A 23907-nucleotide genomic window follows, 5' to 3' on the forward strand; every position below is an offset into this window, starting at 1 on the left:
GTCCCGGCTCCGGGGGCCGGTCGCCGCCCGGTGCCGGCGGCCATATGTTCGGACGGGCCGACAGCGACCGCGCCGCTGCCGATAGGCTGGGCGGATGACGCGAGCCGAGCAGCCAACGGTCGTGAGCCCCACCTCCGACACACTTGCCGCAGACTCACGCGAGCGCGCCGTACGAGCCCTGTTGCGTATTCCCCCGCTGAAGCGGTTGTGGAGCGCCCAGCTCGTCGGCAGTATCGGCGATGCACTCGCCCTACTCGTGCTTGTGATGTTGTCGCTGCAAGCGGCGGTACTGGAGGGCTCATTCGGAGCCGGATACCGAGGGGCGGCGTTTGCCGTCGCGGCGGTGTTCGGTGCCCGGATTATTTCCACCCTGCTCTTCGGAGCCGTACTCCTGGGGCCGTTGACGACGCTCACGGCACCCGGCGGGCCGGTGGACCGGCGCTGGCTGATGATCGGGGCGGACGGGCTGCGGCTCGCGCTGCTGGTCGTCGCCCCGCTGTGGATCGACTGGACGCCCGACAAGGCGCTCATGATGATCCTGATCACCGTCTTCGTGACCGGAGTCGCCGAGCGCCTGTGGACGGTGGCCAAGGAGAGCGCCGCCCCCGCGCTGCTGCCCGCCCCGCCCCTCGAAGGCGCCGCCGTGCGTCCGCTGCCCGACCGCCTCGACGCCCTGCGCAGGCTCTCCCTGCGGACCGACTTCCTGGCCGTGCCCGCCGCCGCGGTGGTCCTGCTGGTCGCCACGCTCATCGGCAACCTGCTCGGCTCGGGCCTCGACTGGTTCTCCTTCCACCAGGCGGCCCTCGCCTCGTACGTCGCGGCCGGGCTCTTCTCGGCCTCCATCTCCACCCTGTACTTCCTCACCCTGCCCGCCACTCCCACGCCCCGCCCGCGCTCCCCGCTGGAGGGCTTGCGCCGGCCCACCACCGGCAGCGGCCCCGACAAGGGCCGCACCGGGACCGCCCCGCTGATCGTCGGTGCCTGCGCCGCCGTCGCCGGGGCGATCGCCGCCGCAGCCGCCGTCTCCGTGCTGCACGCCGCCGACCTGGGCGGTGGCCCCGCCACGTTCGCGCTGCTGATCCTCGCGCTGACCGGAGGCACCGGCCTCGGCATCCGCACCGCGCAGAAGGTGCTGCCCGCCCTGTCGCGGCGCAGGCTGCTCGCGCTGGCCACCGCCGCCACCGGCATCGCGCTCCTCGCGCTCGGCCTGGTGCCCGACACGGCGACCGGGCTGATGATCGCGCTGCTCGCCGGTTACACGGCCGGAGTCGCCGCGCGCACCGGGCACGCGCTCCTGGACCAGGAGACCGAGGAGTTCCGGCAGGCCAGGACCACCGAGCACCTCCAGGCCGTCGTCCGGGTGCTCGTCGCCCTCGGCGCCGCCGGGGGACCGCTGCTCGCCGCCGCCATCGGCCGGCACCGCCTGGTCTCCGGCGACTTCGTCTTCGCCCACGGCGGAGCGGCCTTCGTCCTGATGCTGACCGGCGCGCTGCTGCTGCCCGTCGCCGCGATCGTCCTCGCCAGGACGGACGACCGGTCCGGTGTGCCGCTGCGCCGTGATCTGCGGGAGGCGCTGCGCGGCGGTGACCCGGCGGTCGCCCCCTCGGCCACCGGTTTCTTCCTCGCCCTGGAGGGCGGCGACGGGGCCGGCAAGTCCACCCAGGTCGAGGCGCTCGCCGAGTGGATCCGGGCCAAGGGCCACGAGGTCGTCGTGACGCGTGAGCCGGGGGCCACCCCGGTCGGCAAGCGGCTGCGGTCGATCCTGCTCGACGTGTCCTCCGCCGGGCTCTCCAACCGGGCCGAGGCCCTGTTGTACGCGGCCGACCGCGCCGAGCACGTCGACTCCGTCGTCCGTCCGGCTCTGGAGCGCGGCGCGATCGTCCTGTCCGACCGCTACATCGACTCGTCCGTCGCCTATCAGGGAGCGGGCCGCGACCTGGCTCCGACCGAGATCGCCCGGATCTCGCGGTGGGCGACGGGTGGCCTCGTACCGCATCTGACGGTGCTGCTGGACGTCGACCCGGAGACCGCGCGGGAGCGTTTCACCGAGGCCCCGGACCGGCTGGAGTCCGAGCCGCCGGAGTTCCACGCCCGGGTGCGTTCCGGCTTCCTCACCCTCGCGGCGGCCGACCCGACCCGCTATCTGGTGGTGGATGCCGGCCAGGAGCCGGAAGCGATCACCACCGTCGTACGCCACCGGCTCGACCAGCTCCTTCCGCTCTCCGAGGCCGAGATCGAGGCGCAGGCCAAGGCGCGCCGCGAGGCCGAGGAAGAGGCCCGGCGCAAGGCCGAGGAGGAAGCGGCCCGCAAGGCGGAGGAGGAGCGGCTGGAGCGCGAGCGCCAGGAACAGCTCGCCAAGCTCCGTGCCGAGGAGGAGGAGCGCAAGCGCCGCGAACTGGAGGAGGCCAGGCAGCGCGAGGCCGAGCGCCAGGCGGAGGAGGCCAGGCAGCGTGCCGAGGAGGCCCGCCGCCGCGCCGAGGAGGAGCGCCTCCGGCTCGAAGCCGAGGAGAAGGCCCGCGAGGCCGAGCAGGAACGCCTGCGCAAGCAGGCCGAGGAAGAGGCCCGGCTGCGCAAGGAGGCGGAGGAGCGGCGCCTGGAGAAGCAGCGCAAGGCGGAGGAGGCGCTGCTGCGTGCCGAGGAGGCGCGACGCCTGGCGGAGGCCGCCGCGGCGGCCCGTACGGAGGCCGCGCGTGCGGAGGCCGAGCGGCTGGAGACGGAGCGCGCGGAGGCCGCGCGTGCCGAGGCCGCTTCCCGCGCGGAGGCGGCGCGTGCCGAGGCCGCTTCGCGCGGGGAGTCCGCTTCGCGGGGTGACTCGGCTGCCGCTCGGTCCGTGCCGGACAACGAGCTCACGGTGCCGACGCCGATCGTGAACCCGAACGAGGTGACGCAGCCGGTTCCGAAGGCGGAGCCGACGGACCGCACGCCTTCCGACCGCGCCTCGTCCGACCGCTCGTCCTCGGACAGCGACGAGACGGCGATGCTGCCCCGGTTCACCGACCCGGGCGCGGGCCGCTCCGGTCACCGGCCGGTGTACGACGCGGAGGAGACCGCAGTCCTTCCGCCCGTACGCGGGGAGGGCCCCGCCGACCGGGTGCCGCCGGGCATCTTCCGGGACGAGCGTCCGGCACCGTCCGCGGCGGAGAGCGAGAACGAGCGCACCCGCGAACTGCCGCAGTTCAGCGAGGACCAGCAGGACCCCCGGGCCGCCCACGACCAGCCGGGACAGGCGCGGCGCAGCCGTCCCCGCCCGGACTGGGCCGAGGAGACCCCGCTGGACGATCTGCCCACGCTCGCCGACGAACTGCTCGGCGGGCACGACGAGGACCCGGGCGATCCGCGCCGGGGCCGCAGGCCGCGCGGCTGACGCGGGCGGGCCGGACTGTCGGACCGTTCCCCCACAATGGGAACGGACGGGACACCCGGCCCGCCGCACGATGCCGCCGCACGGCACCACCGCACGACACCACCGCACGACACCACCGGAAGGGCGGTGACCCATGACCGTATGGGACGACCTGGTCGGACAGGACCGAGTGCAGGAACAGCTCGGTGCCGCCGCCAGGGACGCCGATGCGCTGGTCACCGCCCACTCCGCCGGTGAGCCCGTGCCCACGGGCTCGAAGATGACGCACGCCTGGCTGTTCACCGGACCGCCGGGCTCCGGGCGGTCCACCGCCGCCCGCGCCTTCGCCGCCGCCCTCCAGTGCACCAGCCCGGACCGGTCCATGGGCGCGGCACCGGGCTGCGGCTTCTGCGACGGCTGCCACACCAGCCTGATCGGTACGCACGCCGACGTCGAGATCATCCGTACGGACCTGCTCTCCATCGGTGTGAAGGAGACCCGGGACCTGGTCCGCCGCGCCCAGCTCTCCCCGGCCGTGGGCCGTTGGCAGGTGATCGTCCTGGAGGACGCCGACCGCCTCACCGAGGGGGCCGGCAACGTCCTGCTGAAGGCGGTCGAGGAGCCCGCGCCCCGCACGGTCTGGATGCTCTGCGCACCCTCCCTGGAGGACGTACTGCCCACGATCCGGTCCCGCTGCCGCCACCTCACGCTGCGGACGCCGCCGGTCGAGGCCGTCGCCGACGTACTGATCCGGCGGGACGGCATCGACCCGGAGCGGGCCCATGCCGCGGCCCGCGCCACCCAGGGCCACATCGGCCGGGCGCGCCGCCTGGCCACGGACGAGCGGGCCCGCGCGCGGCGCGCCGCCGTGCTCAAGGTGCCGCTGCGGGTGGCCGATGTCGGCGGCTGTCTCAAGGCGGCCCAGGAGCTGATCGACACGGCCACCGACGACGCCAAGCAGATGGCGGAGGAGGTCGACGGCAAGGAGACCGAGGACATGAAGCAGGCGCTCGGCGCGGTCGCCGGGGGCCGGATGCCGCGCGGCACCGCGGGGGCGATGAAGGAGCTGGAGGACAAGCAGAAGCGCCGCAGGACGCGTACGCAGCGCGACAGCCTCGACCTGGCGCTCACCGAGCTCACCGGCTTCTACCGCGATGTGCTGGCGCTCCAGCTCGGCTCGCAGATCGCCATCGCCAATGTCGACGTACGGGACAGCCTCGACCGGATCGCGGAGTCGTCGGCCCCGGCGCAGACGCTGCGCCGGATCGAGGCGGTGATCGCCTGCCGCAGGGCGTTGGACCGCAATGTGGCGCCGCTGCTGGCGGTGGAGGCCATGACGATGTCGCTGCGGGCGGGCTGAGGTCCGCTCCGGCACCCGGCGCTGTGCCGCTCCGGCAGGGGGCGCTGTACGGGCGCGGAGGACGGGGGCACGCCGGGCGGACAGCGGCGGGGACTTCGCCGCCGTTCACCCGTTTGCGCAGGGAATCGGACGAGTCGTCACCCGGCGACTACGCTCCCAGGATGAACACCAGGCGCCTGCTCCGCACCCTCGCCACCGGTCTCGGCACTGCCGGCCTGCTCGTCTCGGGCTGCAGCAGCGGCAGTTCGACCTCCAGCGCGTCGGCCACCGGCACCGAGGTCCCCAAGGGCCTTGCGTCGTACTACGCACAACAGCTGAGCTGGCGCGACTGCGGTGTCGAGGGCTTCGAGTGCACGACGATGAAGGCGCCGCTGGACTACGACAGTCCGGACGACGGGGACATCAAGCTGGCGGTCTCGCGCAAGAAGGCCACCGGTCCGGGCAAGCGGATCGGTTCCCTCCTGGTGAACCCCGGCGGCCCCGGAGGTTCGGCGATCGGCTATCTCCAGGGGTACGCGGGGATCGGCTATCCCGCCCCGGTGCGCGCCCGGTACGACATGGTGGCCATCGACCCGCGCGGAGTGGCCCGCAGCGAGCCCGTCGAATGCCTCACCGGCAAGGAGATGGACGCCTTCACCCAGGTCGACCAGACGCCCGACGACGACGGTGAGATCACCGAGCTCAGCGGCGCCTTCAAGAAGTTCGCGGACGGCTGCGAGAAGCGCTCGGGCACGATCCTTCCGCATGTCTCCACGGTCGGGACGGCGCGGGACATGGACGTGCTGCGCGCCCTGCTCGGCGACGAGAAGCTGCACTATGTCGGAGCCTCGTACGGCACCTTCCTGGGCGCGACCTACGCGGACCTCTTCCCCGGCCGCACGGGGCGTCTGGTCCTGGACGGGGCGATGGACCCGTCCCTCAGGGCCATCGACATGAACCGGGACCAGACGGCCGGTTTCGAGGGGGCCTTCCAGTCCTTCGCGGCCGACTGCGTCAAGACGACGGACTGCCCGCTGGGCACCACGTCCACCGCGGACGCCGCCACCGCACTGAAGAAGCTCTTCACGGACCTGGACGCCGAGCCGGTCCCCACCGGGGAGACCCGCGAACTGGGCGAGTCCCTGGCCACCACCGGAGTGATCGCCGCGATGTACGACGAGGCGGCCTGGCCCCAGCTCCGCGAGGCCCTCGCGGGTGCCCAGCGCGGTGAGGGCGCCGGGCTTCTCGCCCTCGCCGACAGCTATTACGAGCGCGAGCCGAACGGCACGTACGCCAACCTGATGTACGCCAACGCCGCCGTGAACTGCCTCGACCTGCCGCCCGCCTTCGACGGCCCCGACGCGGTGGAGAAGGCGCTCCCCGACTTCGAGAAGGCCTCCCCGGTCTTCGGCCGCGGCTTCGCCTGGGCCTCCCTGAACTGCGCCTACTGGCCTGCCGAGGCCACGGGAACCCCTCACCGCACCGAGGCGAAGGGCGCGGCCCCGATCGTGGTGGTCGGCACCACCCGCGACCCGGCCACCCCCTACGCATGGGCGGAGTCACTCGCGGACCAGCTCTCCTCCGGCACCCTCCTCACCTACCGGGGCGACGGGCACACGGCGTACGGCCGGGGCAGCGACTGCATCGACACGGCGATCAACACGTACCTCCTGGAGGGCACCCCGCCCACCGACGGCAAGAAGTGCGCCTGACCCACCCACTCACGGCCTGACCTGCACTGATGCCCCCGGGGGTGCCCGGTACGGAGCACCCCCGGAAACTGTGTAGACTTGGCGTCGCTGCTGATCGCACCATAGTGCGACAGGGCGTGCCGCCTTAGCTCAGTTGGCCAGAGCAACGCACTCGTAATGCGTAGGTCTCGGGTTCGAATCCCGAAGGCGGCTCGGATGAACCCCAGGTCACATTGTCCGTGACCTGGGGTTTTCTGTTGCTCGGGGCATGGCGCGTCACACGGCCGGGTTGCCGTGACGTTGCCTGCGTGAGCGATGCGTGAGCGGAGCCGCTCGGGACCCACTTCTTGGGCTTCCGGCGTTTGGCCTTCACGGCCTCCTTGGCATGGGCTTTCGGCTTGTTACTCGGCTTGCCGTTCTTTGCCTTGCCGGCCGTCTCCTTCTTCACAGCCTTGCGTGCGGCTCGTACGGCGATCCCGTCTCCGCAGGTGCGAACAGTAAACGGTGCCCTGAATGCGGCAGAGACGGCCTGACGATCGTCGCCTATGAACCTCTCGGACTGCGCGCCGAGCCGCCCGCACCTGCCGGCCCGCCGCCGCCCGTGCCGCCGAAGGAGCCGACAAGGGCAGAACTTGAGCGACGTGTCAGGGCGCTGGAGGAGGAGAACGCGCGCCTTCGATCACGGACGTCTTCGCCCAAGTCAAGACCCAGGTAGACACAGGGACTTGCTGTCCTTCGGTGACGCCAAGCCGGGAGCCAGAGTGGCCTACGCGGGCAAGACCCCGTCGAGGTAGTCCTGCACCGGCTCGAACAGTCCGTACGGCACGTACTCCGGGATGTCGCGGTGGGCGACCCAGGCAAGCTCGTCCAGCTCCTCGGTATCGGCGACGTGAGCGGTGCCGCCCAGAATCTGGCAGGCAGTGTAGGACATGAGGCGGCCCGTCTTGGGGTGTACGCGCTCGCCGAGCAGCTTGATCGCCGCCACGGTCAGCCCTGTCTCCTCCTGGGTCTCCCGTACGGAGGCGGCCTCACGCTCCTCGCCGGGCTCGACCTCACCGGCAGGAAACTGCCAGGACAGCTGCCCTTCGCTCACTCGGCGGCGGACCATGAGCACACGGCCTTCGTGAACGACGATGGCGGCGGCGATGCCCGGCCGTTCGTCCGTGGTCTGCTGCGTCACGTCTGCTCCTCCAGGGCAGCCAGGATGGGTGGGAAGATCGTATCGACGGGGATGAAGCGGGGCACCGCGTTTCTGGGCACCCACATCACGTCGATGTTCTCCGCGGTATCGCTGTTGGTGGCTTCGCCAGCCAGGTACTCGCAGAGGAAGTACTCACACAGGACGCCGGTCGCGGGGTGAAGGCGGTTCCCGAGATGCTTGCGTACAGCGCAGTGGACTCCTGTCTCGTCCAACGTCTCGCGCACCGTGGTGGTCTCTGACTTACCGCCGGGCTTGATGACACCAGCCGGGAACTGCCAGGTGATCCCCGCGGCGTCGCTGTCCCGTCGGCAGACCAGGAGGACGTCGCTGTCGCGGACGACCACAGCGATGGCCACACGCAGTGCCTGCGCGCCGGGTGGAACCGAGTCTGACGGGGCCTGCTCCTTCGCCAGCAGAAGCGCGAAGCGCTGACGCGCGGCGGGCGGGGCCTGCTCGTGGGCCGTGTCGAGCAGCTGCTGCATCTCCCGGCGAGGCGTGACAGGCGCGTCGGCATGCCAGGTCGCTACCGTCCTGACGGCAATGCCCAGGTGAGCGGCGAACTGTTCGTTCCCGAGCCGCAGAGCGGACTGCAGCAGGCACGCATACCGGCCACTCCAGCGCTCGACCACGTCCACAAGGACTGCTCCTTCATTGCTGTCTCAGTGCAGGAACCTCGTCCGCCCGGACTGCACTCCCACTGCACCGGCACTGCATGGCCTCGCGCGAGGAGCCCCGGAAGAATCGAAGTCACCGGGAGCCGAGGAGCCACTGCCCGTAGCTCGGCTCCTGGGAGGCGTACAAGAGGCGCGAGAGCGCCGGACGACCACAAGGAGATTCTAGGTGCGCATGCTCAGCGGATAACAGATAAGGGCAAGTTGGCCAGATCGGGATGCTGGCGAACCGGTCGCCGCTTCCTCACGGATGTTCGCCCTTCCGGGGCCGTGCCCGGACGTCTGAACCACCTGTTCGGCGCCGGTAACCTCAACGGACGACGGCTGATAGCACGTCATGTTCGTTATCTGGCAAGGCGAAAGGGAAAGTCAATGGCCGAGGTTCAGGCACACACTGTCGAGCGCACGCTCGTCCTGCTCAAGCCCGATGCGCTGGCGCGTGGCCTGGCAGGAAGGGTCATCTCGCGGTTCGAGGACGCGGCACTGAAGATCGTCGGTACGAAGATGAAGTGGATGGACGAGGAGTTCACCCGCAAGCACTACTTCGACCTGGAGGAGCGGCTGGGGGCCGAGGTCTACAACGTCACCTCGACGTTCATGCAGCAGGGGCCGGTCATCGCCCTGGTACTGGAAGGCTTCGACGCGATCGCGACGGTCCGCAAGATCGTCGGTAGCACGTACCCGAACCAGGCTCCGGCTGGCACGGTGCGGGGGGATCTCTCCCACTACAGCTCGGCGGCCAGCATCGCCTCCGGCAAGGCGGTCGCGAACCTCGTGCACGCCTCCGGAAACGCGGAGGAGGCCAAGCAGGAAGTGGAGCTGTGGTTCGAGAAGGACGAACTGCAGGACTACAAGACGCTGGCCGAGATCTACACCTACTAGCAGCGGGTCACGGCGTCACCGCAGGGACGCCTGGGCGTTGATCACCACTGGGGCACGACCGTTTGAACCGAGAGGGCACCATGACCAACCAGACCCGCCTTGCCTCCACCGACGAGCTGGAGTCGATCTTCCAGCGCGAGCTGGCGACCGACCGCTGGGCGGCCACCGAGACCGCGTACGCCTTGGCCGTACGCCATCGCGACCTGGGTGACTGGCCCGCGTCGCGTGAGTGGGTGCAGCAGTGCCTGCGTCTGCTGGAGGGTTTCCCCAGTGAGATGGAGGAGCAGGTCGCCACCAGCCGCACGTCGGTAGGAGGAGTCTCGCTGCCGACCTACCTGCACTCGGGAATCGTCGAGGCACGCTTCGGCGACCTCGGCTGAGACCTACTGATTGACCTGGGTGATGCGGCTGGCACCCGCATCGGCCGCATCACCCAGCTTGACCACCAACCTCATAGCGGCGCCCGACAGAACCGCCCCCGCACGACGAGGTCCGGCTGGCCTCGCCATGCCCGAAACAAGGAGACAGGCCCGTGGCCGTCGAGATCGAGATGCGTGCCCGCTTCACCAAGGAGACTCACGACCAGCTCGTCACCCGTTTGAAGACGGACGGTGAGGACCTGGGCACCGACGACAAGCACATCTACTTCTACGTGCTGCCCGACCAACTCCTGAAGGTCACGGACAACACGGCCGCAGGCACCGCCAAGATCACCCTCAAGGGGAGCAAGATCGGGCAGGGAGCGGCCTTCGCGGAGACCGAGTTCGCCATTGCCCCCGCCGATGTTCCCGCCGCGGTGCAGGTATTCAACGCCCTCGGGTTCGAGACGTCCATGCACGAGGCGTTCAACTTCCGTCACAACTTCCGCTTCGGCGACGTCGAAATCGCGGTCAAGTGGAGTGAGGCGTGGGGCTACCACGCCGAGTTCGAGGTCCTGCTGGAAGACGGGGCCTCTGACGCCGTCCGCGCCGAGGCCGAGGCCATGATCACGGACGTCGCTACGGCGCTCGGCGTGACCCTGATGACGGAGCAGGAGCTGGCCGACTTCACCGCCGCCTTCGAGGCGGCCGAGAAGGAACGCAAGGAGCGCGAACAGCAGGCCGCGCCGATCCGGTAGGGAACATCACCGCGGAGACCACCAAGGGGGTGGGCACGAGTGAGCACGACCCCGCTGACCGCAAGTCTGATCGACCTGGCTGCCCGAGGGCAGCTCCCGCTCCACCAGCACATGGACCACGCCACCGTCGCATGGATCAGCGACCACAGGCCTAACCTCCCGCCGACGCCGGCACCGGTCCTGCGCCCACAGTCGAAGAAGCTGCTCGTGCACGGCGGAATGCCGACACGGTGGTGGGCAGACCCCCGGCTGTACACGTCGCTCCACGGCGTGCGGCACGCCATGAGGACGGCGGCGCTCGCCGCCGTCCTCGCCGAGGCGAACGGCCTCGACGACGCCGACGCCACTACGGCGATCCTTGCCGCCGCCGTACATGACTGCCAGCGGCGCAACGACCAGGAGGACCGCAGGCATGGCGCCCGCGCGGCCGTCTGGCTCGCGGCGAACGCCGACACCGTCTGGGGACACTTCGGCCTCGCCGCCGCACCACGGCGGATCGTGCAGGCGGCCACGGCCGTACGGCTCCACGACCTCCCGTACGAGGAGTTCGCGGCCGACGACAAGGCCGACCACGCCCTCGCCGAGCGCATCACCGACGTGGTCAAGGCCGCCGACGCCCTGGACCGCTACCGCTTGCCCAAGCTCAAGTGGTGGCCCGACTCCGAGTACGTCCGCGAACCCGCCTTCGACCAACTGCGGGGGCTCGCCTTCGATCTGGTCCTGGTCTCGGAGCGGGCATACCTCGCCGGGGCCAGCGGTCCCGCAGCCGTCCGTCACGCGCTCGCCGAGAAGGGCCTGGTCTGACCATGGACTTCCTCGACGCCTACCACCTGTGGGCCGATGCCCACGCCTTCTTCGACTCTGCTCTCACACCGAGCCTCACCGACCATGCCGCGCCACTCGACGCCAAGACCGCGGCGTGGGACAGACGCCTTGCCGAGGGCACCCCGAACGGGCACCTGCTGCGGCAGAACGCTCTCTTCGAGGCCCTCAGCGGGAACGGCAAGCTGCACCTGCTGCACGTCACCCACGCCCTGGAGGAGATCAGCCGGCAGGGCGTCCTCTACCCGTCGGGCGGCTGCCTTGTCGGAAGCATCTACTGCGCGCCGCTCACCGCGACCGAGCAGGGCTTCCGCATGCACAACCTTGGCGCCTACGTCCTGACCAAGGAGGCGCCGACCTTCCTGACCAAGCTCGGCGTCACCGATCGGGTCCCCACCCCGCTGATCTTCGAGATCGACACCCCGCCGCAGGCGTATCGCGGTCTCGCCGGCGTGGACTACCTGCGCCTCGGCCTCATCCACTTGCAGATCTACAGCCACCTCGAATACCTGCTGAGCAAGAACGAACGGCACCAGCTACGGGAGACTGTCGTCAGCCGAGTCAAGAACTCGGCCGCGTTCCTTGCCACCGCTTCCGGCGTCGCCTACCAGGGCACTCGGGTCGACGCCGAGCCGTTCCTCAAGCAGCTCGACGAGACCATCCCCCGCCTGCCGATCCTGGGCTACCTGTACTTCGAAGCGGTCGCCGAGTACCTGATGCTCCACTCGACCTCCCGCCACACCCGGCGCCTGGCCGAGCTCGGCGAGCTGAACAACTGGCTGTACAAGGAGATGCTGTTCGCCTCCTTCCCCGCCATGGCCGGCAAGTTCGACCTTGCGAGGTTCCGTCCCCGCCCGAAGCAGCTGGCCGCGCTCATTCACCGAGTCGACCCGACCATCGACACCAGCCACGCGAGCGCGTACCTGGTCGAACGGATCAGCTACCTCGTCGCCGCCCGCCTCTTCGCAGCCGGCGAGATCCCCGAAGCCTGGCACCACACGCGTTGGGAGTTCGACTCGCTGGCCACCCAGCTCGGACCGCTCCTCGGCCACCTCATCCACCGGGAACTGCGCACCTTCGGCCGCTACCCCGACTTCTACTTCTACTTCGACCAGCACAAGGCGCTGCAAGCCTGGAACTACTGGAACCACATGGACATCGTCGCCCCGTTCAACGGCACGATGCCCAAGGGCGAGATCGGCATCAACCCGGCCTACCCCAACCTCGACTACCGCGTCTGGCGCGCCGAGCAGGACGACGCCGGCCACCTTCACCCGGCCGAAGAGCTCGCGCTGACTATCGCCCCGCGGCTGGTCGACATCAAGTACACCCTCATGCGCAACAACCAGTGGGCCGCCCCCGCGCCCAGCGCTGCCTGATCAACGCCGCCCGATCGCGGCACACCCCACCCCGAGCAACCTCACACGCAGGAGATCCGTGATGAGTCTTTCCAGCATGCCCTCCGTCGACCTCCTCGGCGAGCAGATCGCTTCCGTCCTCGCCGACCCCGCCACCACCCACGGCCTCGCCCGCACCCTCCGGACCGCCGCCAAGGAGATCGAACTTCACCGCTACCACCACTCCAGCCGCCGCGCCTGGCCCAACGGCCGCATCGACGACAAGCCCGACAGGGTCCAGATCGGCGGGGGAGGCCACCGCATCGACGGCTTCTTCAACATCGACCTCGTCCCGCCGGCGGATCTCCTGTGGGACATCCGCGAAGGAATCCCCCTCCAGGACGACAGCACCGCCGAGATCTTCTCCGAGCACTTCCTGGAGCACATCGACTACCCGCGCTCGGCCAAGCACTATGTCTGCGAGGCCCGCCGCGTCCTCATGCCGGGCGGCCGGATCATCACCGGCGTCCCCGACGCCGCCTTCGCCCTCAACCAGTACCCCGCCCCCCTGGACGCCACCGACGAGACGATCGAGCGCTGGTACGCCAAGCGCGACTGCCGCCGTGACATCAACACGCGGCTTGACCTCGTGAATCTCGTCTTCCGCGACCAGGACGACGACCCCACGTACACCCCGCACCTGTGGGCCTATGACCACGAAAAGCTCGTCCAGCTCTTCACCGAGGTCGGCCTCACCACCGTCGAACCCTGGCCCTTCGACCCCACCATGGCCAACCCGAAGCGCCGCTGGGGCAGCATCTACGTCGTCGCCACGAAGTAAGCCCCTTGAACAGCCCGCGAGGCCGAGACCCCCCGTCCCTAGCCGTCCCGGCCTCGCGGGCACCCACCCATGCCACAGCACCGCACCCGCCCGGCCAGCCGCCGAGGGAGCCACCCGCATGCACCAGGTCCCCCCGTCCATCAGCGAACTGACCCTCGCCGCCACCCCCAACGCCGTCCCCTGGGCCCGCCGCCACACCATCGACATCCTCCAGCGCTGGCGCTTCCCTGATGAGGGCATCGAAGTCGCCCGGCTACTCGTCTCGGAGCTGGTCACCAACGCGATTCAGCACGCACGCCCCACGAAGCCGTCTGAAACGTCCGGCGCCGAATCCGTTGGTGTCGGAACGATCGTTCTCAGGCTTTGGCCCACCGACGGCGCCATCATCCTCGCGGTCAGCGACCCCGACTCGCGACCGCCGGCACCGCGCGCCCATGACGCCAGTGCCACCGGGGGCCGCGGACTCGCCCTCGTCCAGGCCATGGCCAACCGTTGGGGCTACTCCCCAACACAACCCCACCCAGGAAAGATCGTCTGGGCTGAGGTTCCCGCTTGTCCCAACAGCACCCTGGGTGAGTCAGGCTCCGGCGGTCGTCACGCAGCTCCGATGCTCATCGGGCGAGTCCTGACTGGCCTACGCGAGGTGTAGTCGAGCCAACCGCGACACCCCGACACCCCGCAGCAGTGGCTAGGCGTGGGACTCACCCCATCCGCGGTGCGCTTCGGGGCCGTGTGGGCTCCAGCCGTTCAGGTAGGGCGCGAGCTCTTCGGGCTTCGGTTCGCGGGCGGTGGGCTTGGCGGGTAGATGGGTCAGTGGGTCGAGGCTCTGAACGTAACGGCGTGCCCAGGCTAGCCACCCTCGTGCCGAGGCCACCGCCGCCTCGTCTTCTCCGGCCATCTCTTCCAGCCGGCGCTCCAGGGCGTTGCAGTACGCGCTCAGGTTTGCCGCTTCCTGCCACTGGCCCGCTTGCGCGCGGAGTACCCCGGCATATTGCTCCTGAGTGGCCAGCTCCTTTGCCTTCTCCATGGCCGCCCGCCAGCGGACCTCGCGCTCGGCCTTCGCTCGCTCCTCGTCCGCCTTCCGTTGGGAGTCCTCTACGGAGCGGGTCTCGATCTCCCGGAGTACGGCTCCCAGGATGTCCTCAAGCACCCAGCGCTTACGATCGGCCCAGCGGGACTGCCGGCTGGATCGGCTGTAGCCGAGTTCGATCACGAGGCTCTTGGAGCGCTCTGGTTCGGTGGACTGGGGAAACTCCCGCTGGATCGTGACGGTGTAGGTGAAGTCGTTCACGACCAGGTCCAGTTCGCCCTCGCGGAGAGAGTAGCTGGAGGGGTAGTGCCGGCCGTTGTACGTGTAGGCATGGCTGCGCCGGCGGGAGGGGACCTCGTGCTCCTTCACCTTGTGCCCGCGACGTACTGCCTCGGCCGCGAGGCCCTGCAGGAGCAGCAACGACCGGCGGCGCAGCGGGGCGGGCATGACGAGTCGGCCGTCGTCGTCTCTCAGCGCGGCCACGGCCGGATGCGGAGAGCGCAACTGAGTGGGTACCTGGACGGGCGGCGCCTCATTCGGCCTCTGCATCAGTGAGTTGGGGTGTGGCCCCTCGACCAGAGAAATCTGCAGGTCGCGATTCCACATGCGGAGACTCTCGATGCGTTTGCCCTCAGGGACGAGGCTGTGGCGTTTCGCGTAGTCGATCACGCGTCGCCACTCCGTCACTGTGGCGTTGTCGGGCTTGGTGAAGGTGACCCGCTTGTCCGTAACGAGTCGGTCGATGAGCTCCTTCGCCTTGGTCCGCCGGGCGAGTGCCACTGGCCTGTCGGCGTAGGACGCGGAGCGGATACCACCTGCCGCCTTCTCCCTGGCGGCCTTCTCCTCCCCGGCGTGCGCGGGGTCGTCTGGGTGGTGGCCGTGCTGGATGTAGAAGGTGCCTGCCTCGGTGACCTGCGCATCCACCGCGCCCCCGCTACGCTTGATCGTCACCAGCCCTCGGTCGCGCAGCGCGTAGGCCGTGCGGAACTCACCGGGCTCCCAAGCCTCGGACTCCTTGCCGCTTGCGAGCTGGCCGAGCAGGGCGAGCTGTCGTTCGTTCAGGGGAGACCAACGATGCATGGCGACAGCTCCCCCCCGTTACCTTTTTCGTGCCCCGCAATGGGGCGCCTGGCCCCCGGGTCCGGTATGGCTGTGTGCCCCCTGTCGAAGTCGATGACCTGGGGGGTGTTGCCGCCGGGCTTCGGGGCACCGCTTGACCGCTGATGAGGGGCCTGACGACCGCCTGGTCCGGTGCAATGCCGGACCGCTTTGCGGGTGGGATGTCTGCGTAACGTGGTTGCCGGCGTGTGGTGCCGCAGGGACGGCCGGGAGTTGAGGAGACGAGAGGCGAGGGGCACGCGCACATGGTCGACACGACCGCGATAGATCTCTTCCTCGGTCTGGATCCGGGCAAGGAGTTCCACCATGCCCACGGCCGGACCAGGGACGGCAGAACCGTGCACGACAAGCGGCTGCCCAACACCGAACCGAAACTGCTGGAGCTGTTCACCAGGCTGGTGGCGAAGTTCGGCACCGTATTGGTGGTCGTGGACCAGGTCGCCAACATCGGCGCACTGCCTCTGACGGTGGCTCGCGCGGCGGGCTGCCGGGTTGCTTACCTGCCCGGCCTGTCGATGCGGCGGGCCGCCGACCTGCACCCGGGTGAGGCCAAGACCGATGCCCGCGACGCGTTCGTGATCGCCGAGACCGCCCGGTCCATGCCGCACACTCTGCGCGCGGTGGACCGCGACGACGAGGTGCTGGCCGAGCTGACGATGCTCACCGGCTACGACAATGACCTGGCCGGCGAGGTGAACCGCACCACCAACCGGCTGCGCGGCCTGCTCTCCCAGATCCACCCTTCCCTGGAACGGGTCCTGGGGCCACGCCTGGCTTACCCCTACGTCCAGGCCCTCCTGCAACGGCACGGCTCGCCCGCCCGGCTCAAGAGACTGGGCCGGACCCGATGTGAGGCCCTGCTCAAGGCACACGGCTCGCGCAAGGCCCACCACCTGAGCGGGGAGATCTTCGACGCGCTCGCCGAGCAGACCCTCGTCGTTCCCGGCACCGAAGCATCCGCGCTGATCGTGCCTGGCCTGGCCGCCCAGCTCGCCGCCGCCCACGCCCAGCGCCAGGCCACCGAGCAGGAGATCGCCGCCCTGCTGGAGGCCCTCCCTCTTTTCCACCTCCTGACGTCCCTGCCCGGCCTGGGCGTCAGGACCACAGCCGCGGTGATCGTCGCGATCGGTGACGGCACCGGCTTCCCCACTGCCGGACACCTGGCCTCCTACGCCGGACTTGCCCCGGCCACGAAGTCCTCGGGCACCTCGATCCGCGGCGAACACGCGCCCCACCGCGGCAATCGGCTCCTCAAACGCGCACTGTTCCAGGCCGCATTCGCCGCGATCGGCTCCAAAGCCGACCCGTCCTCCCGGATCTACTACGACCGTCAGCGGGCCCGCGGCAAGACCCACACCCAGGCCATCCTCCGTCTCGCCCGGCAACGCGTGAACGTCATCCACGCAATGATCCGCACCGGCACCCTCTACGAGCCCCGCACCCTCGACCTCGCCGCCTGACCACCCCACCCGCCCCATCCTCCTCCGGCACACCACGCTCGTCACCAGCACGGCCGCCCTCGCCGAGCCGGCCACCACCCCGCCCTCACCGCACCCGATCTGCCGGGAACATCCCGCTTCGCGGGACGTTCCCGGAAACCAGCGCGAACCCCTATGAATCAGACCCGTCAGGGTTGACGAAACAGATAGGGGCACCCCCCCCGGGGATTTGGCTAGGTGCAATGACTCGTACGGGTGATCGCTCCTGGAAGGCGAAGCAGGCACGGAGTCGTGGACGATCGGCATCGAAGGCGCAACTATGGCTTGCGTCTTCGGGGCCCGCTGGGATTGATGGCAGCCAGCGGGTTGGTGCCGTACGCGCTGGTAGGGGTAACGGGCGCGACAGGGTGGTGGAACATGGTGTCGATCGCGTCCAGATCGGCCTCAGAGAAGGTCACAGTGACGCCCTTCCTTGAGTGAGGCAGGCGCCTGATGTTGTCGCGGAGCCACCGTTCCCTGACGCGGAGGACCTCGGCAGCCTCGGGATAGGTGTAGCGCCGCTTCGGGCCGCCTTCCGGCACGTCCGTTTCCGTTTCACTTCCCATTGGTCGCCTTCCTGGCGCGCCTGGCCTGTGCGGACAGGAGGGCGAGCCTCGCGTAGTGCGCCTTGCGTAGTGACTGGGCGGCGTCTTCGATGTGCTTTGACGTACCCGTGGGGTGGAGTTTCCGAGCCTCGCTCAGAAAGCGGGACTCGCTCGCTTTGCGCGCCGCTTCGGTACGGGCGGGACGGTCCGTCGTGTTTGCCCAGCTGATGTGGGCAGCGAGGCGACTGCGAAGCGAACGTTCCATGGGGTCCACCGTTGGGCCTCCTTCACCGATGTTCTCTGGTGGATGGTTCTCTGTGAGGTGGCAGCCCGGGCCCGATGGGCAGTCAGGTCACGCTTTAGGGTGAAGGGTCAACCGTTGCGTCCCGGGTTGAGCCTTCGATCCTGTAACTTCCCCGTCGGCCGCGCAGGCGCACTAGCTTTGTAGGCCCCCGTACGCGTCAGGTCCTCCGAGGGGAATCGATGGCCAAGCTCACTGAAGAGCAGAAGGCGAAGCGTGCAGCTGCGCGAGCGCGCCGCGAGGCTCTTGCCGCCGAGGAGGAGGATCGCCGGGACACGGAGCGGCGTGAAGCATGGGCGCGTGAAGGTACACGGCTCACCTGGGACGAGTACAAGGCCGGGGTGCCATGTCGGGGATGTGGCGAACCCATGTATGACGGCTTGGGGAGCTGGCCGGGGCTCATGTACCTCACCGAAGAGGAGAAGCGCGACTACGAGGTCATGGAAGAGCGGTTCCGGGAGCTGCACCCAGACTGCAAGAGCGGCCGCTGGGGCACAGGCGGGTCGCGCGTGACGCACTGCTGTCTGTGCTGTCCGCCACCACCGGTGGGGCCGGCGCAGATCGAGAAGCTCACTCGACTCTTTCAGACCTTCCCCTCTGCCGAGGAACGCAAGAAGGACCTGGACGCCTGGGAGCTGATCCTCACCTGCGATCATGTGAGCACCTTCATCCAGCACCGGGAGAACACCTACGTCCGGCGGGTGGTCGACTGCCCTGAGTGCCAGACGCGGCGCGGGGTTGTCGAGAGCAAGCGGCTAGGACCCGCATATACCGACGATGGTGTGGAGGCGGCCCGGAGCGAAGTGGAGCAGGCAAGTGTCATTGCCGAGCTGACCAAGGCGAAGGAGCAGCTCCGCCGCCAGCAGCAGCGTGCTGCTGCTACGAGCAGCCGGATCGAGGAGCTCCAGAAGCAGCTCAGCCCGACTGACCGGGGCGACGGAATTGCGTGAGCGGACTGGGCGACACGGGGTGGATTGGGCGGCACGTGGGTTGCGGGACACAGGTCTCTGACCTGGAGAAACGGGATTCTGCGACATCGTCCGGCACCGCCCGTCACGATCGTGCAGGCCCTCGTAATGCGTAGGTCTCGGGTTCGAATCCCGAAGGCGGCTCGGATGAACCCCAGGACTCACTCAACCGTGGCCTGGGGTTTTTCGTTTTGATGACCTTGGAATTCAGGCCAAACGGACCCGTGCGGTCTGCGCATCGCAATGCGTAGGTCGAAGGTATGGCCTCTGTAGTGAAAGGCTTTCCAGCCTTCTGGTGCATCGGTGCCCGCCTGCGCTGCGAGGCGCTGGTTGCGTGTCGGCGTATTGATCGTCGGCCAGGCCGCTGAAGTGCTGGGCGCAGTCGGGATGCTCCCGCAGGACGCCACCAGCACAGCAGCTCCGCCGGTCAGGCTGCGCGGCAGGGTCTGATCTTGTCCTGCGGACGCCATTGGTCCCGGACGCACAGGGCACGAGCGGCCGGTGCTTGCTGCGGGCTTCACGCACGGCGACGGCACCGCGATGGAGGGGAAGGACACCGAGCGGCTGCTGTGGAGGTTCTGGCGCGCCGGCCGCGAACTCGGCTACCTGGAGCCGGAACGGTCCATCGACGCCCCGATCTCCCTGTCCGCCACCAGCCGCCCGGCCGCTCTCGCCACCCTCCGCCTCCTGGTCGAGGGCCCACGCGACCACATCTGAGCGCGCCTCAGCGGGTTGTCAGGTCGGCGTCGGTGAAGCGTCGCATCAGCGAGGACTTGGCACGGTGCTGCTCGCGCAGGTCGTGCAGGCGTCGGGCGAACTCCTCGGGGGTGTCCGCCCGGTCGTGGACCTCGCGGAGATCCTTCAGGAGGGTGACGGCGGTGTCGTAGGGGCCGGGCTGTTTCTGCCCGATCAGGTTGGCGATGTCCTGCCAGGCTTGCTCGGCGTTCTCGGCCAGGTGGTCCAGGTGGCGCTCGCGGGTCAGCTGTTCGGCCCGGCGGGCCTGGGCGTGGGCCTGTTCCCGCTGCCGGGTGTGCTCGCTGCGCACCTCGTGGGCGGCGTCGAGGAGTTCTGCGGCTGAGCGGCGCCGGGTGGCGGTGGACGGTTCGGCTTGGCCGTGGGACGCGGCGCGGTGGCGGGCCAGCAGTGCGGGGCCCGGTTGTGGGGCGGCGCCCAGGGCGGCGTCCAGCAGCAGGGCATCCTTCTCATGTTGCGGCAGGGCGCGGATCCAGGCGGCGAGTGCGTCCTTGTCGATTGCCTGGGAAGGGGCGGCACCGCCGGCGTGGGCAGCAGCGGTGAGCAGGTGCGGGTCGATGTGCAGGAAGTCCGCCAAGGCCTGCTGCGGACCGGTGAGTTGGGCAAGGCCTGCGGGTACGGGCGGCTCGATGGTGGAGGTGTACTCGTCCTCGTCGACGTCCTCCTCCAACTCCCAGCGGGTGAGCGCGGAAAGCCAGGCCAGATAGAGGGGGCGCAGGTCGCCCGCGGCGAGTTCGGTACGCAGGGTGGTGAACGAGGCGAGGGTGAAGGGTGTCTCGAAGTCCCATTCGCCGCCGTCCTCGGCCGAGCAGGCGAAGTCGAGCAGCAGGTGCCCGTTCCTGGTCCAGCAGGTCAAGGCGTCTTCCACACAGTACGGTTCGGCGCTGCGGGCGGGCAGCAGCGTGGTGGGCAGGCGCAGCATCAGGCGCCGCGAGCCCCAGTTGGCGAAGTACAGGTGAGCGTCGTACAACTGCTCCACCAGTTTGCGCTCATCGCCGCGGAAGTTGCCGTAGTGGTACTCGTTGACGAAGTGCGTCGCGCTGATCCTGGCCCGGCTCGACAGGGCCCGCACCTGCTCGAGCTCATCCTTGGTCAACGGCCGGTCGATGGCCTGGAACTCGTAGTACTGATACTCGCTCACGGCCGTGCAGCCTACCGCCGTGCGCTGCGGCTCATGTGACGGCGACGTGGGTTTGATCCCCCTGTGCAACGGGGACCTGGCGGAGAACTCGGACACATACGGGTACCTGGTGCGGGAGGTCGACCGGGGAACGCTCCGGCGTCCTTCACCGAGCTGTTCGGCCTCCCCGTACCGGTCGGACTGCCCGCGCAGGCGCTGGTGCCGCGGAGCGAGCGCATACCGCCGCGGGCCGGCCTGTGAACAGACTCTGTCCGACCGGACGTCGACCGCAGTCGACCTCGCTCCGCTCTCGGACCCTGAGCGTGCGGCACTGGGTGCGAGGGTAGTCCAGGAGTACTGCGCCGTCGGAAGGTGCGCGAGCCGGAACCGGCGAGATCAGGCATCCGAGTCCCGCCGGGTTGCTCGGGTTTCGTGCAGATCCGCTTCTCGTGCCGTCACGGATGGTGCGCCACCGGGGAGGGCGGCCGTCCCAGCTCCTCCGCCCCGGCCAAGGACAGGGCGATGTGGAACTGCTGCTCGGCCTCGGCCTGGTGGCCCGCTGCCGAGTAGGTGTGTCCGAGCCGGCGGCGGACCTCCATCTCCAGGGGCCTGCTGGTGTGCTCGGTGAGCGTGGCCAGGGCCTCTTGCTGGAGGGTGATGGCCAACGGCAGTTCTCCGTCGCCGTGTTCCGCGACGCCGAGCAGGGACAGGCTCGTCGCGCGCAGTTGCAGGTCGCCGACCTCCTGGGCCAGGTCCGCTGCGCGTCTCGCCACGTCTTTGACCTTCGTGTGCCGGCCGAGTGCCAGGTGGGCCTCGGCGATGAAGCACAGGGTCTTGCTGATCATTCTGGGGTGGCCGATCTTCTCGGCGAAGGCGAGGGAGGCGGCGTAGTACGTGAGTGCTTCCTTGTGCCGTCCCTGCTGGTCATGGAGGGCGCCGAGGTTGCAGCTCGACATCCCGGCCAGCCAGTCGTCGTCGAGCCGGGCCGCCAGCTCCATGGCCTCGCTCAGGTGGGCGACCGCCTCCGGGATGCGGCCCAGAGCACGCTCCGCAGCGCCCAACCCGGCGGTTGCCCGGGCCTGTTCGCGCAGGTCGCCCTGGTGGCGGGCGAGGCGCAGCGCGTCGGTGCACCAGGCGTGGGCCTGCTGGAAGCGCCCCTGGTAGAGGTCCGCGATGGCCATGCAATTGCGCAGGGCGGAGGGCATCCGCCGGTCGTCGGCCACGTCCGCGCTGGGCAGTGCGAGCTCCAGGGCCGAGCGGCACTCGTGGTAGCGGCCCTGACGGACCAGCGGGTCGACCAGGGATTCGGCGATCCAGCAGACGTGGTCGTGCTGCCCGGTGGCGGCCGCGTAGGCGATCACGTCGAGCAGTTGGCCGCCCGCGGCGTCCAGCCATGCGTCGGCGTCCTGCCAGTTCGAGAAGGGGGAGTGGGAGACGTCCGGTCCGGTCGGGAAGCCCTCGGGGCCCCAGTCGCTGGCGATGCGGCCGGCGGCTGTGTAGAGGTGCAGCACGGCGGCGCGGTCCGCGGCGGACTCCTCGGGAACGGCGGAGGCCAGGCGGCGCGTGTGGTCGCGTACGAGATCGTGCAGCCGGTAGCGGCTGAGCCGCGGCTGCTGCAGCAGGCTCGCGTCGACCAGGCGCTCCAGGAGGTCCTCGGTGTCCTGGAGCGAGCGGCCCAGCATGACGGCGGGGGTGAGCCCGTCGAACTCGGCGGTGGGGGACTGGCCCAACGCCCGGAAGACGCGCTGCAGTTCGGGGGTGAGCTGGTCGTAGGACATCCGGAAGGCGGCTTCCACGCTGCGGTCCTCGGCCCGGAGCTCGCCCAGGCGGCGTTCGTCGTCCGACATCCGGCCGACCAGGTGGGCCAGTGTCCAGGACGGACGGTTCTGCAACCGGGCCCCGGTGATCCGCAGCGCCAGCGGCAGACCGCCGCAGCGGCGTGCGAGTTCCCGCGCGGCCTCCGGTTCCTGTTCGGCGCGCGCCTCGCCCAGCAGATGCGTGAGCAGCGTGACAGCCTCGCCCGTGCCCAGCGGCTCCACGGTGAGCCGCCGGTCGGCGTCGAGGCCGGGCAGCCGCTGGCGGCCGGCCACCAGCACTCGGCTGCCCGGGCCCGCGGGCAGCAGCGGGCGCACCTGTTCCGCGCTGCGGGCGTCGTCCACGACCAGCAGCAGCCTCAGGGAGCTGGTGGCCGCGCGCCAGGCGGTGACCAACTCGTCCAGTTCGTCCGCCCGTTCGCCGTCGGCGCCGTGGACGGCACGGAGTAGCCGGTGCAGTGCGCGCTGCGGGCGCAGGCTCTCGTGGGGGACGCCGTGCGCGTGCAGGTCCACGAACAGGCAGCCGTCCGGGTACTGGGCGTGCAGCGTCCAGGCGGCGCGGACCACCAGCGCGGTCTTGCCGACGCCCGCCGTGCCGTCGACGGCGGCCACGGAGACGGAGTCGGGGGGCACGGGTGCGGTGAGCAGGGCGAGTTCTGTCTCCCGGCCGACGAGCCAGGCAGTGTCGCCGGGGAGTTCGTTGCGGCGAGGTCGTGGCGGGGGCAGGGGACGCTCGGGTACCGATGCCCGTGTGGGTGCGGATGGCGGTGAAGGGGCCGGTGCTTGTGCTGCGTCGGATCCTGCGGTGCGGGGCAGCGGTGCCCGGCCGAGCAGCATCAGGTCGTCCCGGCGCAGTACGCCTTGGTGTACCCGGCGCAGTTCCTCGCCGGGCTCCACCCCCAGCTCGCCGCGGAGCCGGTCCCGGGTCTCCTGGTAGGCGGCGAGTGCCTCGGTCTGCCGGCCGCTGCCGTACAGCGCGCGTATGCGCAGGGCGGCGAGCGGCTCGTCGTGCGGCTGCGTCGTGGGCGCGGCCAGGAGCTTGTCCAGAGCCTCCGTGTACCGGCCCATGAGGACCAGGCACTCCGCCCGCTCCTGATGGAGGGTGCGCCGCTGCAGGGCAAGTCGCTGCCGCTCGGCGTCGGCGAACGGCCCGGGCAGGCCGGCCAACGGCTCCCCGCGGAACAGGTTCAGTGCCCGCGTACAGCCGTCGAGGGCGGTGGTGAGGTCGCCCGCGGCCTTCGCCCTGCGGGCCGCGGCGGCCTGTCCGGCCAACTCGCCGATGTCCGTGCGGGCGTGGCCGGGTGCGAAGCGGTAGCCGCCGCGCTCGCCGCGGATCGCGGATGCGGCGGGGCCGGTGCCGGGCGCGTCCAGTGCCTTGCGTAGGGGGTAGACGTAGCTGGGCAGGACCCGGCGGCCCGTTCCCGGGGGCTCGAGTCCCCATACGTCGTCCAGCAGTTGCTGGTGGGTGACGAGCGTCTCCGCGCGCAGGATCAGCGCGGCCAGCACCGCCTGACGTCGCACGGGCCCCAGGTGGA

19 protein-coding genes and 1 tRNA gene are annotated in these 23907 nt (G+C 70.0%); 14 read left to right on the plus strand and 6 right to left on the minus strand.

Annotated elements, in window-relative coordinates:
* Positions 1-94 precede the first annotated feature (94 nt).
* The 4 genes from tmk (at position 95) to ACIGJO_RS25815 (ending at position 6586) form a co-directional block, all read left to right on the plus strand.
* Positions 95-3364 carry a dTMP kinase gene (tmk, locus tag ACIGJO_RS25800; protein ID WP_399961848.1) on the plus strand — a complete coding sequence of 1090 codons (3270 nt, stop codon included), beginning with the start codon at positions 95-97 and terminating at the stop codon, positions 3362-3364.
* A 133-nt stretch (positions 3365-3497) separates the two neighbouring features.
* Positions 3498-4703, plus strand: coding sequence for a DNA polymerase III subunit delta' (locus tag ACIGJO_RS25805; RefSeq protein ID WP_399961850.1), 1206 nt, complete (start codon positions 3498-3500; stop codon positions 4701-4703).
* A gap of 161 nt (positions 4704-4864) precedes the next feature.
* Complete coding sequence (locus tag ACIGJO_RS25810) at positions 4865-6394, plus strand: alpha/beta hydrolase (protein WP_399961852.1); 1530 nt, start codon at positions 4865-4867, stop codon at positions 6392-6394.
* Between the two features lie 118 nt (positions 6395-6512).
* Positions 6513-6586: transfer RNA gene (locus ACIGJO_RS25815), tRNA-Thr, on the plus strand.
* Positions 6587-7139: 553 nt separating this feature from the next.
* Here ACIGJO_RS25815 and ACIGJO_RS25820 read toward each other — a convergent pair.
* Both ACIGJO_RS25820 and ACIGJO_RS25825 read right to left on the minus strand, forming a co-directional pair.
* A complete protein-coding gene (locus ACIGJO_RS25820; RefSeq protein ID WP_399961854.1) occupies positions 7140-7553 on the minus strand; it encodes an NUDIX hydrolase in 414 nt (137 codons plus the stop codon).
* Positions 7550-8209 (minus strand): NUDIX hydrolase, encoded by a 660-nt coding sequence (locus ACIGJO_RS25825; protein WP_399961856.1) that lies wholly within the window; start codon positions 8207-8209, stop codon positions 7550-7552. Before ACIGJO_RS25825 ends, ACIGJO_RS25820 begins: the two co-directional genes overlap by 4 nt.
* A gap of 408 nt (positions 8210-8617) precedes the next feature.
* On the opposite strand from ACIGJO_RS25825, the gene ACIGJO_RS25830 reads away from it, so the two are divergent.
* The 7 genes from ACIGJO_RS25830 to ACIGJO_RS25860 all read left to right on the plus strand — a co-directional run bounded on the left by ACIGJO_RS25830 (position 8618) and on the right by ACIGJO_RS25860 (position 13893).
* Positions 8618-9127 (plus strand): nucleoside-diphosphate kinase, encoded by a 510-nt coding sequence (locus ACIGJO_RS25830; protein WP_361446398.1) that lies wholly within the window; start codon positions 8618-8620, stop codon positions 9125-9127.
* An 80-nt stretch (positions 9128-9207) separates the two neighbouring features.
* Positions 9208-9507, plus strand: coding sequence for a hypothetical protein (locus tag ACIGJO_RS25835; RefSeq protein WP_399961858.1), 300 nt, complete (start codon positions 9208-9210; stop codon positions 9505-9507).
* Between the two features lie 152 nt (positions 9508-9659).
* A complete protein-coding gene (locus ACIGJO_RS25840; protein WP_399961860.1) occupies positions 9660-10244 on the plus strand; it encodes a hypothetical protein in 585 nt (194 codons plus the stop codon).
* Between the two features lie 39 nt (positions 10245-10283).
* A complete protein-coding gene (locus tag ACIGJO_RS25845) occupies positions 10284-11048 on the plus strand; it encodes a hypothetical protein (RefSeq protein WP_399961862.1) in 765 nt (254 codons plus the stop codon).
* Positions 11049-11050: 2 nt separating this feature from the next.
* A complete protein-coding gene (locus tag ACIGJO_RS25850) occupies positions 11051-12445 on the plus strand; it encodes a hypothetical protein (RefSeq protein ID WP_399961864.1) in 1395 nt (464 codons plus the stop codon).
* Between the two features lie 61 nt (positions 12446-12506).
* Positions 12507-13244: a class I SAM-dependent methyltransferase gene (locus ACIGJO_RS25855; protein ID WP_399961866.1), complete on the plus strand. Its 738-nt coding sequence runs from the start codon at positions 12507-12509 to the stop codon at positions 13242-13244.
* A gap of 118 nt (positions 13245-13362) precedes the next feature.
* Positions 13363-13893, plus strand: a complete 531-nt coding sequence (locus ACIGJO_RS25860) for an ATP-binding protein (protein WP_399961868.1) — start codon at positions 13363-13365, stop codon at positions 13891-13893.
* A 39-nt stretch (positions 13894-13932) separates the two neighbouring features.
* Here the strand turns inward: ACIGJO_RS25860 and ACIGJO_RS25865 are convergent, their stop codons facing one another.
* Positions 13933-15354, minus strand: coding sequence for a hypothetical protein (locus ACIGJO_RS25865; protein WP_399961870.1), 1422 nt, complete (start codon positions 15352-15354; stop codon positions 13933-13935).
* Between the two features lie 284 nt (positions 15355-15638).
* Between ACIGJO_RS25865 and ACIGJO_RS25870 the strand changes: the two genes are divergently transcribed.
* Positions 15639-16853, plus strand: a complete 1215-nt coding sequence (locus ACIGJO_RS25870; RefSeq protein WP_399961872.1) for an IS110 family transposase — start codon at positions 15639-15641, stop codon at positions 16851-16853.
* Positions 16854-17149: 296 nt separating this feature from the next.
* Here ACIGJO_RS25870 and ACIGJO_RS25875 read toward each other — a convergent pair whose 3' ends face one another.
* Positions 17150-17437, minus strand: coding sequence for a helix-turn-helix domain-containing protein (locus ACIGJO_RS25875; protein ID WP_399961874.1), 288 nt, complete (start codon positions 17435-17437; stop codon positions 17150-17152).
* A 462-nt stretch (positions 17438-17899) separates the two neighbouring features.
* On the opposite strand from ACIGJO_RS25875, the gene ACIGJO_RS25880 reads away from it, so the two are divergent.
* Positions 17900-18667 carry a hypothetical protein gene (locus tag ACIGJO_RS25880; protein ID WP_399961876.1) on the plus strand — a complete coding sequence of 256 codons (768 nt, stop codon included), beginning with the start codon at positions 17900-17902 and terminating at the stop codon, positions 18665-18667.
* 519 nt (positions 18668-19186) lie between these two features.
* Positions 19187-19402, plus strand: coding sequence for a hypothetical protein (locus tag ACIGJO_RS25885; protein ID WP_266360401.1), 216 nt, complete (start codon positions 19187-19189; stop codon positions 19400-19402).
* 7 nt (positions 19403-19409) lie between these two features.
* Here ACIGJO_RS25885 and ACIGJO_RS25890 read toward each other — a convergent pair whose 3' ends face one another.
* Together ACIGJO_RS25890 and ACIGJO_RS25895 are read right to left on the minus strand one after the other, a co-directional pair.
* Positions 19410-20579, minus strand: a complete 1170-nt coding sequence (locus ACIGJO_RS25890) for a hypothetical protein (protein ID WP_399961878.1) — start codon at positions 20577-20579, stop codon at positions 19410-19412.
* A 434-nt stretch (positions 20580-21013) separates the two neighbouring features.
* Positions 21014-23893: an AfsR/SARP family transcriptional regulator gene (locus ACIGJO_RS25895; protein ID WP_399961880.1), complete on the minus strand. Its 2880-nt coding sequence runs from the start codon at positions 23891-23893 to the stop codon at positions 21014-21016.
* Positions 23894-23907 lie beyond the last annotated feature (14 nt).

Origin of the sequence: Streptomyces sp. NPDC079020 (genome assembly GCF_044542225.1) — a bacterium.
Taxonomy (GTDB): Bacteria; Actinomycetota; Actinomycetes; order Streptomycetales; family Streptomycetaceae; genus Streptomyces.

Coding starts and splice junctions, on each gene's coding strand:
- ACIGJO_RS25855 (WP_399961866.1), top strand. CDS start 12,507: ATGAGTCTTTCCAGCATGCCCTCCGTCGACCTCCTCGGCGAGCAGATC.
- ACIGJO_RS25835 (WP_399961858.1), top strand. CDS start 9,208: ATGACCAACCAGACCCGCCTTGCCTCCACCGACGAGCTGGAGTCGATC.
- ACIGJO_RS25865 (WP_399961870.1), bottom strand. CDS start 15,354: ATGCATCGTTGGTCTCCCCTGAACGAACGACAGCTCGCCCTGCTCGGC.
- ACIGJO_RS25805 (WP_399961850.1), top strand. CDS start 3,498: ATGACCGTATGGGACGACCTGGTCGGACAGGACCGAGTGCAGGAACAG.
- tmk (WP_399961848.1), top strand. CDS start 95: ATGACGCGAGCCGAGCAGCCAACGGTCGTGAGCCCCACCTCCGACACA.
- ACIGJO_RS25850 (WP_399961864.1), top strand. CDS start 11,051: ATGGACTTCCTCGACGCCTACCACCTGTGGGCCGATGCCCACGCCTTC.
- ACIGJO_RS25830 (WP_361446398.1), top strand. CDS start 8,618: ATGGCCGAGGTTCAGGCACACACTGTCGAGCGCACGCTCGTCCTGCTC.
- ACIGJO_RS25880 (WP_399961876.1), top strand. CDS start 17,900: ATGGCCAAGCTCACTGAAGAGCAGAAGGCGAAGCGTGCAGCTGCGCGA.
- ACIGJO_RS25860 (WP_399961868.1), top strand. CDS start 13,363: ATGCACCAGGTCCCCCCGTCCATCAGCGAACTGACCCTCGCCGCCACC.
- ACIGJO_RS25875 (WP_399961874.1), bottom strand. CDS start 17,437: ATGGGAAGTGAAACGGAAACGGACGTGCCGGAAGGCGGCCCGAAGCGG.
- ACIGJO_RS25810 (WP_399961852.1), top strand. CDS start 4,865: ATGAACACCAGGCGCCTGCTCCGCACCCTCGCCACCGGTCTCGGCACT.
- ACIGJO_RS25870 (WP_399961872.1), top strand. CDS start 15,639: ATGGTCGACACGACCGCGATAGATCTCTTCCTCGGTCTGGATCCGGGC.